At 43.4% G+C, this 13,106-nt stretch carries 16 protein-coding genes; 11 read left to right on the top strand and 5 right to left on the bottom strand.

From position 1 onward, the window contains the following. The first annotated feature begins 119 nt into the window (after positions 1-119). Both IEY13_RS23230 and IEY13_RS23225 read left to right on the top strand, forming a co-directional pair. A complete protein-coding gene (locus IEY13_RS23230) occupies positions 120-335 on the top strand; it encodes a hypothetical protein (RefSeq protein WP_188956740.1) in 216 nt (71 codons plus the stop codon). A 138-nt stretch (positions 336-473) separates the two neighbouring features. Further along, complete coding sequence (locus IEY13_RS23225; RefSeq protein ID WP_188956738.1) at positions 474-1,082, top strand: TlpA family protein disulfide reductase; 609 nt, start codon at positions 474-476, stop codon at positions 1,080-1,082. A gap of 90 nt (positions 1,083-1,172) precedes the next feature. Here IEY13_RS23225 and IEY13_RS23220 read toward each other — a convergent pair whose 3' ends face one another. From IEY13_RS23220 to IEY13_RS23210, 3 genes are all read right to left on the bottom strand, one after another. Further along, the gene (locus tag IEY13_RS23220; RefSeq protein ID WP_188956736.1) at positions 1,173-2,300 is read right to left on the bottom strand and encodes a hypothetical protein; all 1,128 of its coding nucleotides are present in this window, start codon (positions 2,298-2,300) and stop codon (positions 1,173-1,175) included. A 125-nt stretch (positions 2,301-2,425) separates the two neighbouring features. Next, positions 2,426-2,737 carry a hypothetical protein gene (locus tag IEY13_RS23215; protein ID WP_188956734.1) on the bottom strand — a complete coding sequence of 104 codons (312 nt, stop codon included), beginning with the start codon at positions 2,735-2,737 and terminating at the stop codon, positions 2,426-2,428. Between the two features lie 108 nt (positions 2,738-2,845). Continuing rightward, entirely contained in the window at positions 2,846-3,220 is a 375-nt protein-coding gene (locus IEY13_RS23210; protein WP_188956732.1) for a hypothetical protein, read from the bottom strand. 280 nt (positions 3,221-3,500) lie between these two features. Here IEY13_RS23210 and IEY13_RS23205 point away from each other — a divergent pair, with 280 nt between their 5' ends. Beyond that, on the top strand, positions 3,501-4,034 hold the full coding sequence (locus IEY13_RS23205) for an RNA polymerase sigma factor (RefSeq protein ID WP_308421187.1): 534 nt from the start codon (positions 3,501-3,503) through the stop codon (positions 4,032-4,034). A gap of 11 nt (positions 4,035-4,045) precedes the next feature. Then, entirely contained in the window at positions 4,046-5,149 is a 1,104-nt protein-coding gene (locus IEY13_RS23200; protein WP_188956730.1) for a hypothetical protein, read from the top strand. 325 nt (positions 5,150-5,474) lie between these two features. Here IEY13_RS23200 and IEY13_RS23195 read toward each other — a convergent pair whose 3' ends face one another. Further along, on the bottom strand, positions 5,475-6,824 hold the full coding sequence (locus IEY13_RS23195; RefSeq protein ID WP_188956729.1) for a deoxyguanosinetriphosphate triphosphohydrolase: 1,350 nt from the start codon (positions 6,822-6,824) through the stop codon (positions 5,475-5,477). Between the two features lie 189 nt (positions 6,825-7,013). On the opposite strand from IEY13_RS23195, the gene IEY13_RS23190 reads away from it, so the two are divergent. From IEY13_RS23190 to IEY13_RS23180, 3 genes are all read left to right on the top strand, one after another. Next, positions 7,014-9,359 (top strand): glycoside hydrolase family 127 protein, encoded by a 2,346-nt coding sequence (locus IEY13_RS23190; protein WP_188956728.1) that lies wholly within the window; start codon positions 7,014-7,016, stop codon positions 9,357-9,359. 517 nt (positions 9,360-9,876) lie between these two features. Next, positions 9,877-10,194 (top strand): hypothetical protein, encoded by a 318-nt coding sequence (locus tag IEY13_RS23185; protein WP_188956727.1) that lies wholly within the window; start codon positions 9,877-9,879, stop codon positions 10,192-10,194. A 102-nt stretch (positions 10,195-10,296) separates the two neighbouring features. Next, positions 10,297-10,629 carry a hypothetical protein gene (locus IEY13_RS23180; RefSeq protein WP_188956726.1) on the top strand — a complete coding sequence of 111 codons (333 nt, stop codon included), beginning with the start codon at positions 10,297-10,299 and terminating at the stop codon, positions 10,627-10,629. Here IEY13_RS23180 and IEY13_RS23175 read toward each other — a convergent pair whose 3' ends face one another. After that, entirely contained in the window at positions 10,630-11,115 is a 486-nt protein-coding gene (locus IEY13_RS23175) for a hypothetical protein (protein WP_188956725.1), read from the bottom strand. A gap of 228 nt (positions 11,116-11,343) precedes the next feature. Here IEY13_RS23175 and IEY13_RS23170 point away from each other — a divergent pair, with 228 nt between their 5' ends. The 4 genes from IEY13_RS23170 to IEY13_RS23155 are packed head-to-tail and all read left to right on the top strand — an operon-like array spanning position 11,344 to position 13,102. Next, positions 11,344-11,658: a hypothetical protein gene (locus tag IEY13_RS23170; RefSeq protein ID WP_188956721.1), complete on the top strand. Its 315-nt coding sequence runs from the start codon at positions 11,344-11,346 to the stop codon at positions 11,656-11,658. After that, complete coding sequence (locus IEY13_RS23165; protein WP_188956719.1) at positions 11,655-12,209, top strand: hypothetical protein; 555 nt, start codon at positions 11,655-11,657, stop codon at positions 12,207-12,209. The genes IEY13_RS23170 and IEY13_RS23165 overlap by 4 nt, the downstream gene beginning before the upstream one ends. Positions 12,210-12,221: 12 nt before the next feature. After that, positions 12,222-12,653: a hypothetical protein gene (locus IEY13_RS23160; protein WP_188956718.1), complete on the top strand. Its 432-nt coding sequence runs from the start codon at positions 12,222-12,224 to the stop codon at positions 12,651-12,653. After that, positions 12,548-13,102: a C40 family peptidase gene (locus IEY13_RS23155; protein ID WP_188956715.1), complete on the top strand. Its 555-nt coding sequence runs from the start codon at positions 12,548-12,550 to the stop codon at positions 13,100-13,102. The genes IEY13_RS23160 and IEY13_RS23155 overlap by 106 nt, the downstream gene beginning before the upstream one ends. Positions 13,103-13,106 lie beyond the last annotated feature (4 nt).

The following is a 13,106-nucleotide window of genomic DNA, read 5'->3' as shown; positions in this document are numbered from 1 at the left end:
AACGGAACTTCTTTTTGTTAAAAGTACAGGGTGGTGCCTGCCGCAGTAAGCAGAAACTTTTGCTGACTCTGCCAAAGCTTTTTAAATTGCGGGGAATTCATTTATAACTCATTCCAGATATGACTATTGAGCAGTTTAAAACGTTAACCCACGAGCAAAAATTAGTTGAGATTAAATACAACGGCGAGTTACTGGGTAGCTGGGAGCGTCCAAGTGAAGAGGCTGGAAAGAAACAACCAGGCGATATTTTTCAACTGGGCGAGTTTTGGGTGTTCCTGAGTGATGACGAGAAAACAGTAATTCCTACAAGAAGAAACGTGCTGGCTGGTTCTTAATCAGCCTTTTTTTTCTCGTAACTGTTTTAAAGCCGCATTGTAACAGTACCTGCAACAGATGCCTTACGGGCAATTGCTGCAGCTTTTGTATGTCTGGCAAATTGCACAGGCTTTTCAGGGGTTACATTAATAAAAACTATGAAACAATTATTCAAAGCTTCCCGTACGGGCAAAAGCAATGTTGCCAATATTATTTCCTGGGTATTGCCGGCACTGGCACTGTTTATAGCGTTGAATGCCAATGCAAAAGCCTGGGCTATACGCGGGCTGATGCAGGTAGGTTTATTTCAGGTACAGGCAGTGGATAACATTGCTGAAGATGCGCCGGAAAGTGCCTACGAGGGCGATGTTGTTTTTAAAGATGGTGCTGGTAAGGCAGTAGAACTTTCTTCGCTGAAAGGCAAAGTGGTGTTTATTAATTTCTGGGCTACCTGGTGTCCGCCCTGCCGGGCAGAAATGCCTTCTATTAATACACTGTACAGCAAGTTTAAAAACAATGCTGATGTGGTATTTATAATGGTAGATGTGGACGGGAAATACGAAAAGTCGTACAGCTTTATTAAGCAGAACGGATACAACTTCCCATTGTATGTACCTGCAAGCAGTATTCCTTCTTCTATGCTGGGCAATGCCATTCCCACTACTGTTATCCTGAACAAAAAAGGTAAAATTGCCATGCGCCACGAAGGCGGGGCAGATTATGCAAGCCCTAAAGTAGAAAAGCTGATCAATTCTCTTTTAAACTAGAAATGCGGGTGGTAACACCTGGCAAATGCTATAAATAAAACAGGGTGTGCCGGTAAGCACACCCTGTTTTATTTATAAGAAGGTTGTTTATTAATCTTTCTCGTACAGACGGTATCTTTTATCCAGCCTGGCTCCTATATCCACAATGGCTTTGTTCATCATCACATTGTCTTCCAGTATCCAGGAAGCTTCCACCTCTTTAATTTCCGGGTGCTTGATAAAATATTCAATAAACGCCATGTAAAAGAATATTTCAATGCCCAGCTTACGGTAGCCATCTATTACACCCAGCAACGGAATACGCAGGCTTTTAATTTTTTTCATGCCGGTAAGCAGTTTCACCAGCCCAAAAGGAAACAGACGTCCTTTTTTAATGGTAATAAGTATTTCGTTGATATTAGGAATGGCTGCACCAAAACCTACCATTTTTCCCTCATGCTCTGCCACCAGACACAACTCGGGGTTAATAATCATTTTCAGGTCTTTGGCCATATAATCAAACTCTTTATCGCTCATGGGTGCAAACCCCAGGTTTTTATCCCAGGCAGAGTTGTACACTTCACGTATGTTGCGCGCTTCTTCTTTAAAGTTTTTCATTACTACCGGGCGCACCGTAATACCCTTTTTAGCCAGCTTATCTGCCATATATACCTGTAAGCGGCGCAGGCGGGTATCATCAAAGTTTTCGCGGGTATATAAATAGGCCAGAATATCTGTTTGTTTACGGAAGCCGGCAGCAGTAATCAGTTTGTCGTAATAAGGGGCATTGTACGTCATCAACGCCTTCGGGGGGGTATCAAAACCTTCTACCAGCGTGCCACAGGTTTCGTTGGTAGAATGATTTACCGGGCCTTTAATTTTACCGGTAACCCCTTTTTTACGTAACCAGCTTTCTGCTTCGGTAAACATGCTTTTGGCAGTTTCCACATCATCAATACAGTCAAAAAAACCAAAGAAGCCTTCGTTTACGTTGTTAAACTTATTGTGGCTGTGGTTTAAAATGGCAGCCATGCGGCCCACTACCTTATTGCCCCGGTAAGCCAGATACAGTTGAACCTCTGCATGTTCAAAAAAAGGATGTTTTTTAGGGCTGAGCAAATCGCGCTGTGCGATAAACAATTCCGGTACATAATTAGGGTCATCCTTGTACAGCTCGTGCGGAAAGTCGATAAAAGTACCGAGTTGCTTAGCCGATTGAACAGCCTCAATCCTTTTCATGCGTAAGTAGTTTTTTTATAATGGGGTATGAAAATTCCGGTCGCTAAATTATGCAAAGCGAGATAGATTAAAGCATGATTCTTTTTAGCGGGAAATACAGGCGCAGGAAGGGGGGCTTTACGCTGCTATTTAGGCAGCAGCGTAAACCGGTAAGGCGCGCGTACACCGCCGCCTGTCATAATAAGATCTGCTTTTTTGCTGTTTTCAGTAGCAACAAAGCTGAGTTGGGATAATTGATTTTCAGAAAGTTCCGTGCCGGTTTCTATGCTATTTACCACCCCGGCAAAAAAGCCATCGCTTTCAGCAGGCAACCGGAAGGTGTGAGAATAAGCCGGGCTGGATAAAACTTTCCATGCCGTTCGTGTATTGGATAGTACGATTACTACCGTATAGTTGGAATCGTAAGATTGATTCATCAGGGTAATTTCAATGCCCATGCGTAATATTCAGTATTGGCCGGCTGCCGCTAAATGCAGTGCCGGAATGTAAATAATAGCGCCTTCATTACGAGAGTGCACTGTGGAAATCAGAAAATAGCTGAAATGTTAACACGCAAGGGCAGGAGGCGCACGCAGGCTTTGAGTAAGCATGGCAGCAATATGCCAGTGGGCTTCCGGAATGTTAAAAATACCGGTACTTACATATACAGGAAGTGGCGTGCTGAGCGAAAAGGCTACAGCAAGCGTATTTTCAGGATGAAAACGTTTGTTAACCAGCACTTTAATGTGCTCATGATCGGCAGAGTTGCGTGCTTTTATCTGCTTTTGAATGCCGCGTTGCGTTTTTACGGCCCTGAAAGTGCGGTCTTTAAAACACGATTGAATACCGCCAATATTACAATACACCTGCACTACAAAAAATGCCCAGTATCCTGCTATCAGCAGCGTACGGGAGATTGATATGTGTGCTTTTTGCGGCATTGCAGAGAAATTTCACAAATGTAATACAATTGAAATAAGTGGTTTTAGGTATGACTGTTAGCTTTTTTTTAAGGCGCACCTAACGTTTTTACCCGCTATTTCGTTAAAGTATGTGTTCCCGGATGATGAATAGCATCAGGGCTACCGTTGCGAAGGGAAATAATTCGGAATTTTGCCCCTCGCCATCCCGATGGTGTTTATTAAACAAACAACCTTCATTCATACCAGGTCGTTTTTTACAAAAAATGGGCCTGTTGTGTACAAAACAATATGAGAGAGACTGGAAGAGCTTAGTCTGATACTGAAACAGTGCGCGTTGAACGACAGGACTGCGCAGCAGCAGCTGTACATGCATTTCTATGATGATATGTACCGGCTTTGCTATCGCTATGTAACAGAGCCTCATGCCGCAGTTTCGGTAGTGAATGATGGCTTTTTGAAGGTATTTAAAAATATTCATCAGTATAACGAGACGGCGGGCGCCTTCAGGCCCTGGTTGAAGCGTGTGATGGTGAATACGGCTATTGATTATCTGCGGAAAAAGAAAACCGATATAAAGGTGGTGGAAATGAGCGGCGTGTACGAGCCTGCACAGGAAGAAACAGGATTGAATCTGAAATGGAGCCAGCAGGATTTGTTGCGTTGTTTGAACCAGCTACCCGCTATGACACGGATGGTGGTAAACCTGGTAGCGTTTGAAGGGTATAGCCACCGCGAAATTGCACAGCAGCTGGATATTTCGGAAGGAGCCAGCCGGTGGCACCTGTCTGAAGCCCGCAAACGATTAAAACAAGTACTAGCCATACATAGGTAAACCAGAAGCCCATGCACGAAAATTTACACAACGATCCGTTTACTGATGGCAGCTTTGTTCCGCACATTCCTGCGGCGCAAGCCTGGCAGAACATGGAAACGCTGCTGAATACACACCTGCCCGCGCAAACGCGCAAAGCAGCATGGTGGCTTACCGGTTTGCAGGTAGGCCTGGTAGCTATGTTTCTGCTGCTGGTATCAGTGCCGCTGAAGGATAGTTTGTTTTCGGGCATTTTTTTGGCGCAGCCTCAGGAAAAAACAGCTATTGCACCTGTTGCACCAATGCTGGCTGTGGTAGAGAAGGTTAGCAGTGAGCCAGTGCGTAGTTTGCCTTTGCCTGCCGCTACACCCGTGCAGCTTTCCGGCACACACATATTGCCAGGTAGTAACACGCAGTGGGCGGAAAAACTTATAAATGCGGCCCCGGACACCATACAAACAGATACCCCCGTTAGCACAAAGGCTGGTGCTGCCATTGACAGTGTGAAAAAGGCGGCTCCAACGCCGCAGCGGAAAAACAAATGGCAGTTGCTGGCCGGTTTAGGTACTAACTATGTAATAGGAGGCAATACGCAATACATGGCGCCTTACCCTACTGCCGAACTGCGTTACTTTATTAATAAACGTATTTACGTGGCAGCAGGTATAGCCATTGGAGCACCGGTGGCTTCTGATGAAAAAATTATAGAAAAGGATGTTACTTATTACGACCAGGTAACCAACGAAACCAAAACATACAATCAGTTACGGAGTATAAACAGAGCTGTTTATACAGATGTGCCTGTTACAGCCGGTATGCAGCTTAATAAACATTGGTCGGTTGCTACAGGCGTACAGATGTCTTTTTTAAACAAGGTGGTTTCCAGCAGGTATATGGAAGATTACGCGGCAACTTTCAGGCAGGTAATGGTATATTCTCCTGGCCTGGTAGGGCCAACCGCTATTGTGGAAGAAAAGCCGGAACCGGAAGTGCCGGTGGCACAGAAAGATTTTCGGGGGCTGGCTGCCCTTACCTGGCAGGCAGGAAAATGGCAGGTTACAGGGCAGTACCAGCGCTCGTTTAGCCAGGGACACAAAAATATTGTTTCGTTAAAGCTGCAATACCGGCTAAAGTGATCCTTATTTTCAGGGAAGTGTTCCTTTTTAAAAAAAATATTTTTATCGGTAAAATTCTCTATATAAGAGATTGACAATTAAAGCGTAAGTGTAGAGAAATGTCGTCATTCTGACAGTTATTCCCGATTTAAAAAAGATTTTTGTTGAACTTTTTGTCTTTTGTTTTGATTATTGTGTTATTTTAGTGTCATCAAACAACGGAAACGAAGTTTGATACCGCTTCGAAAGAAGCAAACAAATTAGAAGGTGTATCACCAAAAGATGGTGTTTTTCATAGGTTAGCAACGGCCTGCCTTGTCTAAGGCTCAGGCCTATTTTTTTGCCCCTAACTGAGCGTGGGGAATGAAATGCCTTTAATCTTACTGTATACTTCCACCGCATACAAGTCTGTCATACCCGATACATAATCCAGCACACTTTGAATTTTAGAATACACATCTGTATTGTCTGTTAAAAACTGCGTAGGAATCAGGTGTACCAGCTTTTTATAGTAATGTGTATTGTTATGAATAAGGGCCGGAATAAATTCTTCCAGCAGGCCGGCCATTACTTTATAACCCGCTACTTCCTTTTGTATTACTGAAGAGGAATTGTAAATTTTCTGCACCGAAATTTTTTCAATGGCTTTCCACGCGCTACGAACCGGCTCTTCCAGGGCATCGGTAAGACTTTTGTTGAAATCACCTTTTAAAATCAGTTCCTGCTCATTAAAAAAGATATCTACGCATTGGAAAATCAGCTTGTTAATGGCTTTGGCGCGCAAAAGGCTAATCTTTGCGTCTTCATCGCTGAAGGCGTCTGCCTCAAGGCGCCCCTCCAGTTTAGGATCGTCACATACCGCCAGTAGCAATCTGGTTACCTGATCGTACGAAAATATTTTCAAGCGGTGTGCATCTTCCAGGTCAATAATGTTATAGCATATATCGTCTGCAGCCTCTACCAGGTATACCAGCGGGTGGCGTTTATAAATTAATGGGTTGTCCAGCACTTTTTCCAGCTGCAGCTCTACCGCTATATTATTAAACGTATCCTGTTCTGATTGAAAGAAGCCATATTTTTTACGGTAGATAGTGCTTTTTTCATGACCGGCTACTGAGGCGCAAGGGTATTTTACAATAGCTGCCAGTGTAGAATAAGTAAGTGCAAACGCGCCATTGCCTTTGCCCTTAAAGGAATGCGTAAGCATGCGAAGGGCGTTGGCATTACCTTCAAAATGCGTTACATCTTTCCATTGGCCGGCGTTGAGGTCTTTTTCGTAATTGCGCCCATCGCCATCTGTAAAATAGCGTGAGATAGCTGCTTCGCCGGAATGGCCGAAAGCGGGATTTCCCAGATCGTGCGCCAGAGAGGCGGCTGCTACAATGTTACCGGCTTCGCTGAGCAGGGGAACTTCTTTCAGTATATCCGGGTTTTGCTTTTTCATACGGTTGAAAAAGATATTACCCATAGAGCGGGCTACACTGGCTACTTCCAGGCTATGGGTAAGCCGGTTGTGCACAAATACACTGCCCGGCAGCGGAAACACCTGCGTTTTGTTTTGCAGTCTTCTGAAAGGAGAAGAAAAGATAAGACGATCATAATCGCGCTGAAACTGAGACCGGGCCTCATCCTCATCGTGCATGGTGTACGATTCCTGCCCCCATCTTCTGGCTGAAAGTAAATTTTTCCACTCCATTTTTCCTGTTTAGCTGTCTGAAATGGGTTCAAAAATAGTTGTAATTACCAACAATTGCTATACACCCGTCCGGGGGCAGCGCTATGCCCCATTCCCAGGGTAGAAATTAACAAGAACGGAAATCTTAAACAAAATACTGGCTATCCGCAGTAATGATTTGACTTATTTTTAAAGCATATTTTCAACTACATGAAATACGCGATTCTTTTAACGGGCTTGTTATTATCCGGGCAAGTGGTGGCACAGCAGCCACCACTTGCTGCTTTTCCGTTGTCATCGGTACGCTTGCTGGACGGCCCATTTAGACTGGCCCAGAATGCTGATGCCACTTATATGCTACAGTTAAGTGCAGACCGTCTGCTGGCGCCTTATCTGCGTGAGGCTGGGTTAACCGCCAAAGCAGCTTCTTACGGCAACTGGGAAAATACCGGTTTAGATGGTCATATTGGCGGGCATTATGTGTCTGCCTTATCGCTGATGTATGCGGCCACCGGCCGTACGGATATTAAAGAACGGCTGGATTATATGATTGATGAACTGGAGAGATGCCAGAAAGCCAGTGGTGATGGTTATCTGGGAGGAGTGCCTGGTGGTAAAGCCATGTGGAAGGAGATTGCTGCCGGTAAAATTAATGCCGGAAGTTTTTCTCTGAATGATAAGTGGGTGCCGCTGTACAACATACATAAAATATTTGCAGGCCTGTATGATGCCTATACTATTGCAGGCAACCAAAAGGCGAAAGCTATGCTGATACAGTTGTGTGATTGGTGCATACAGCTTACCTCCGGCCTGTCAGATGAACAGGTGCAGCAGATGCTGAAGAGTGAGCATGGTGGCCTGAACGAAGTGTTTGCCAATGTGGCGGCACTCACCGGCGATTCCAAATACCTGATAATGGCGCGTCGTTTTTCAGACCGGCGTATTCTTACTCCTTTACTACAGCAGCAGGATGCGTTAACAGGTATACATGCCAACACACAGATACCTAAGGTAATTGGCTATAAAGCCGTTGCGGAAGCGGGTAAGGATACTGCCTGGGCCAATGCTGCCAATTTTTTCTGGAACACAGTGGTGCATAACAGAACCGTATCTATCGGTGGTAACAGCGTCCGGGAACATTTTCACCCTGTCAAGGATTTCAGTTCTATGATTGAGTCGAGAGAAGGCCCCGAAACCTGTAACTCCTACAATATGCTCAAGCTTACAAAGCAGTTGTTCTTGTCTAACCCTTCCAAAGCTTACATGGATTATTACGAGCGTACACTATACAACCATATCCTCTCTTCCGAAAATCCCAGGGGGGGCTTTGTGTATTTTACGCCCATGCGCCCCAATCATTACCGCGTGTATTCGCAACCGCAGGAAGGTTTCTGGTGCTGTGTAGGCTCTGGCCTGGAAAATCATGGCAAGTATGGCGAACTGATCTATGCGCATACCAATGATGACTTGTATGTAAACCTGTTTATTGCTTCTGCGCTGGAGTGGAAAGAGAAGGGGCTGAAGCTGTATCAGTTAAATAACTTTCCGCAAAATGAAACAACACGTTTGCAGCTGGAACTGAAAAAGCCGGTGGATATGCCAATACATCTGCGTTATCCTTCCTGGGTGCAGAAAGGAACGTTGCGGGTGCTGGTAAATAAAAAAGAGGTGGCCGTAAGTGAAGGTGCAGATGGATATGTAACGGTGAGTCGCCGCTGGCAGCATGGAGATATGATAACCGTACTGCTGCCTATGCATACTACTACAGAGTTTTTGCCCGATAGCTCTAACTGGGTATCGTTTGTGCATGGCCCTATAGTGCTGGCTGCGGCAACAGACACTGCTGGTTTGCAAGGCCTGATGGCCGATGGCAGCCGTATGGGACATGTGGCAGGCGGCGCTTTGCGCCCGCTGGATGATGCGCCCATGGTAGTTGCTGAAAAAGATCAGCTGGCTGCTGCGTTAAAGCCACTGCGCACGCCACTTACTTATGTGGCACCGGATTTATTTGTGCAGCCTGTCTACAGAAACCTTACGCTGAAGCCGTTTTATACTATTCATAACAGCCGCTATGTTATCTACTTCCCTTATACGCAGCCAGACAAACTGGATTCTGTACGGGCTGCTATGCAGGTGAAGGAAAAAGCTAAAATGGAACTGGATGCTATGACGGTAGATATGGTAAACTGCGGCGAGCAGCAACCGGAATCAGATCATGGCTTTAAGGGCGATAAAACAGATGCAGGCCTGTTTAAAGAGCAGCATTACCGTAATGCTAAAGGCTGGTTCTCTTATAACCTGCGGAACAATAATAAAAATGCTAAGCAGCTGCGGGTTACTTATTACGGTAAAGACAGGAATAAAACCTTCAGCATTTATATAAACGAGACACTGCTGGCACAGGTAAAAGCTGATGGCAGTGGGGGAGATAAGTTTGTGGAGGTGGATTATCCTTTACCGGCTGCTGTTGCCAATGCTGCTGTACTTACGGTGAAGTTTGTAGCAGGGGAGGGTAGTGTAACACAGAATGTGTTTGAGGTGAGGTTGTTAAGGTAGTAACGAAAAGAAATAATCGAAAAAGAGAGCACGGTTTAATGTGCTCTCTTTTTTTGCCTGGCGGCATGTGAACTTTATAATTAGATATTTAAGGACAAGATATTTGGTTTTTTGAAAATTGTCGCTATTGATTGTTTTTTAGTGATTTATGAGGTGTTTTTATTTCTTTTTAGGGAGTAATTAGATGTTTTTACCTACATGTTCAAGAATCTTGGACATGCCTTGTCTTTTTTAATTATCTTCGGGGTATACTCATTACGAGGGTTATTACACTAATGAAACATGGACTAGTTGGAATCTTTGTCTGCTGACACCGTTATGCCTTAAAGTATGTATTTCCTCCGCTACTAATAGGATATGGTTTAAAAGAACTCCATGACATAGCCTAAAAGGGTTATGCAATTGCCAGCTTTTTTTATCAGAAAAAAGTGATAGGGAGTGCTGTGCCATGAAGAGACTGGTAATATGCCAGAATGAGTGCCGGTAATTAAGATTAAAGAAAAACAGTATGGCAACTATGATTAAGCTGAAATTAAACGCCAGTGAAATGTTGGCTTTAAGTGAAGCGTTAGACAAAACAACAGAAAATATGCAAATGCTGAAAAACAAAAGCCTTCTTTCTAAAGAGGATATGTTATTGTTATCAGTATTTGAAGAAATGAATATGCATTTTGCCCTGAAGGCTTATAAAAGACAACATCAATATCTGATTTCGATGAAGCCGTATTGGGCTATTGCATTCAATATGCAATTTGATGGCTTTACCGATAGGGCCAGCTACCTGGGGAATCTGCTGCAGGGAATTTGTGATAAAATTTCTGTTGAGGCTGCATAACATCTTATGGTGCAGTAATGCCTGCTCGCATATTTTCAATATGTATTTTATGTGAGCAGGCTTTTATTAATGAGGTTGAAAACGTGTAAATAAAAATATACAATGAGAACACTACAGCGTGGTATTTCTGTTTTGCATTCCTTGTTATCAGAAGAAGAGGAAATGGTTAGTGCTGATAAAGTGGAGCGTAAAGGGCGTAATCCTAAATTGATCGTTGCGCGTGATACCTGCCTCCTGTATCGCTTTTATTTCAAAAGTAAAATTGAAAGGCGGCTTTATCCGGATTCAGTAGCTGCACTGATGAATGAATTTCATCTCAGCCAGGTAATGATCCAGAAAATCATTCAGGCTAAAACTGATGAGCTAATGCTTATTAAAAAAGAGCAGCCATCAGTTAAAAGCCTGAAAGAAAAATATCCACATTTTGTGTGGTAGTTATTCAATGGTCATTCGGGGGCTTGTGGTTGTATAATTTGTTGAAGCTGTTGAGTCTTCAAACATAGTGTTAAATAATAGCTTTCTCACTCTGATTCCATCGGTTCGTTTTTCCGATGCATCGCTGACGCGATTCAAAGGCTGGCTAATTCCATTTGCGGGATTCCAGCCTTTAAATGCTTTATAAATCTTCCCTTCCAGTTCATAATAAGCTAAAGCCGTTTCTGTTATTCCTTGCGCCGCAGCTTCATCATTCATCTTGTATCCTATTCTCATTTGAATAGAAGCATCTCCGGTTTCTGATAATTGTCCGTTTTGATTAAAAGTTGTTCCCGTAAAATCAATCAGTAAACAAGGGTATGCAAGGTTAATTGCGTTTTCATTGTCTAGCTGTCCAAAGTCCTGATCTATGTAAACGATTTCAGGAACCATTTCATTAATCCGTGCTTTCATTTCTGTTAACATTAATGCATAAAAATTACTCATAGACATTTTTTTAGGTGCGCAGTATTTAGTGCTGCTGCATGGCAAATGTCGTAATAGCATTACTTCAGTTAGTTATTGAAAACTATGATGGTGCAGTAGATACAGGTTGGTGTTTCTTTAAGTGTATTGTCGTAAAATGGCCGTTTTGAAAGGTTTTTAAATAGATGCAATTTTACATTGTCGCCGGTTGATAAATGAAAAGTTAGTTAAGTTGAAAAAATATATATAATGAATATTACGGTATGGGTATCGCTTGTTACTGCAGTAGTAACTTCTTTGCTGGCCAGGTTATTATATCGTGCAAAGCTAAAGGCAGAAGCAAAAAAGCTGGAGGTGGATACGGAAAAAATTCAACTGGAGAATATTGAGAAAACAGTGAATTTATGGCGTTCATTTTCTGCTGATCTGGAAAAACAGATAAGTGTTCTTACGGAAAGGTGCGCTACGCTTAGTGCAGAAGTGGAGCGCTTGCGAACGGAGAACAAAGTGCTGGAGAGGCAGGTGATAAAATTGAAAACAGTTATAGAAAACAAAGTAGCATGAGTAAATGGTTATTGCTGATAGTTGTGCTGATTACTGCGTGCAGTACCGGCCGGAATGTGAATAAGTCAGTTGTGTCATTAGATAGTCTTTCTGTTTTAAAAACAGAAGAATTTAGTAAGTCTTCTGCTGTTGAGTTGAATGAGCGCCGTTCGGTTTCTAAAAGTAAAGGTGTTGTAAGTACAAAACCGGATAGCGTGGTTGGTAATTTTTTCTTTAACCCTTTGGATACAGGAGTTGTGGAAACGGCATTAGAAACGGGCACATTGCGGGTAAAGGCGCTATTTAATCCGGTAACGGGAAAAGGGATTTTAACGGCTGAGAAAAAAGCAGAAGAGGTAACGGTAGATGTATACAATGAAGAGAGCATAAGAATGTTTGCCTCAAATACAGATAGCAATAGCAGGAGGGTGCTGGATAGTACTGTTTTGGAAAAGAAGGAGAGAGGTAAGGTGTCGGATGCCCGTGGAGCAGGTGGTATACTGGGTGGTCTTCTGCTAGTGCTATGCTGTATTGTATTGGCGATATGGGTGAGAAAATATTGTAAACAATAAAGTAGTAATTACATGAAAGGAGTAAAGAGATGGTTGTTGATGCATGACTGGATATGGAGTGTTGCGGTTGCTTTTCTAAGCTATTGGTTTTTAAATATGGGACCTTCCTCGGTAGGTGGCGTAGCCATGGAGTATTACGCCATTAACTGGATTCAGGCTTTAATAGCTACCGCCGGTATCATGGCAGGTTTGTTTGCTGTTGCACGCATAGGGCTGTGGTTCAATCTGCGTAAAGTACACAACTATCTATGGGGCAAGCGATACAAGGTGGAAGAGTCGGGTATTGAATACCGCGAATACAAGCTCTACTCTTTTGAAGATTTTATAAAACTAAAAGCATGGCAAAAATTACTGTTTGCATCTTTCTGGCTGGTTTTCTTTTTCTCTGTTGCAGTTATTGTTTTTCTCAGACTGCTGGCGGCAGCAAGCGTAACGCCGTTGTAGCAACATATAAAACACAGATTGGTGTTAGAGAGAGAACAGGTAATAATGATGGTGTTGCGGTAGAAGGCTATTTAAAGTCTGTTGGCCTTAATAAAGGTTACGCCTGGTGTGCTGCATTTGTGAAATGGTGTTTGCTGAAAGGTGGCATAACGAAGGCGGTAGATATAAATGGTATGGCTGCCAGTTGTCAGAGAAAAGAGGCGCTGCTTTTTTATAAGGGCCGCTGGTTGGCCGGGCCGCTTCCGGCAGATGTGTTCTGCCTGTATTATAAAAGCCTGGGGCGCATAGGGCATACCGGTTTTTTTGATGGCTGGGCCAACAAAAGCATGGGAACCTTCTACTCCGTAGAAGGGAATACAAATGATGGAGGAAATAGAGAGGGAGATGGCGTGTACAGAAGAATACGTTCCGTAGCAGCCACACACTCTATTAGCAGATGGGTAATCTAAAATT

Origin of the sequence: Filimonas zeae, assembly GCF_014641615.1 — a bacterium.
Classification (GTDB): domain Bacteria; phylum Bacteroidota; class Bacteroidia; order Chitinophagales; family Chitinophagaceae; genus Filimonas; species Filimonas zeae.
This window is presented reverse-complemented; position numbering and strand designations above follow the sequence as displayed.

Excerpts from the sequence above, each read along its gene's own strand:
- IEY13_RS23230 (WP_188956740.1), top strand. The coding sequence starts at position 120 with ATGACTATTGAGCAGTTTAAAACGTTAACCCACGAGCAAAAATTAGTT.
- IEY13_RS23225 (WP_188956738.1), top strand. The coding sequence starts at position 474 with ATGAAACAATTATTCAAAGCTTCCCGTACGGGCAAAAGCAATGTTGCC.
- IEY13_RS23220 (WP_188956736.1), bottom strand. The coding sequence starts at position 2,300 with ATGAAAAGGATTGAGGCTGTTCAATCGGCTAAGCAACTCGGTACTTTT.
- IEY13_RS23215 (WP_188956734.1), bottom strand. The coding sequence starts at position 2,737 with ATGGGCATTGAAATTACCCTGATGAATCAATCTTACGATTCCAACTAT.
- IEY13_RS23210 (WP_188956732.1), bottom strand. The coding sequence starts at position 3,220 with ATGCCGCAAAAAGCACACATATCAATCTCCCGTACGCTGCTGATAGCA.
- IEY13_RS23200 (WP_188956730.1), top strand. The coding sequence starts at position 4,046 with ATGCACGAAAATTTACACAACGATCCGTTTACTGATGGCAGCTTTGTT.
- IEY13_RS23195 (WP_188956729.1), bottom strand. The coding sequence starts at position 6,824 with ATGGAGTGGAAAAATTTACTTTCAGCCAGAAGATGGGGGCAGGAATCG.
- IEY13_RS23190 (WP_188956728.1), top strand. The coding sequence starts at position 7,014 with ATGAAATACGCGATTCTTTTAACGGGCTTGTTATTATCCGGGCAAGTG.
- IEY13_RS23185 (WP_188956727.1), top strand. The coding sequence starts at position 9,877 with ATGATTAAGCTGAAATTAAACGCCAGTGAAATGTTGGCTTTAAGTGAA.
- IEY13_RS23180 (WP_188956726.1), top strand. The coding sequence starts at position 10,297 with ATGAGAACACTACAGCGTGGTATTTCTGTTTTGCATTCCTTGTTATCA.
- IEY13_RS23175 (WP_188956725.1), bottom strand. The coding sequence starts at position 11,115 with ATGAGTAATTTTTATGCATTAATGTTAACAGAAATGAAAGCACGGATT.
- IEY13_RS23170 (WP_188956721.1), top strand. The coding sequence starts at position 11,344 with ATGAATATTACGGTATGGGTATCGCTTGTTACTGCAGTAGTAACTTCT.
- IEY13_RS23165 (WP_188956719.1), top strand. The coding sequence starts at position 11,655 with ATGAGTAAATGGTTATTGCTGATAGTTGTGCTGATTACTGCGTGCAGT.
- IEY13_RS23160 (WP_188956718.1), top strand. The coding sequence starts at position 12,222 with ATGAAAGGAGTAAAGAGATGGTTGTTGATGCATGACTGGATATGGAGT.
- IEY13_RS23155 (WP_188956715.1), top strand. The coding sequence starts at position 12,548 with ATGGCAAAAATTACTGTTTGCATCTTTCTGGCTGGTTTTCTTTTTCTC.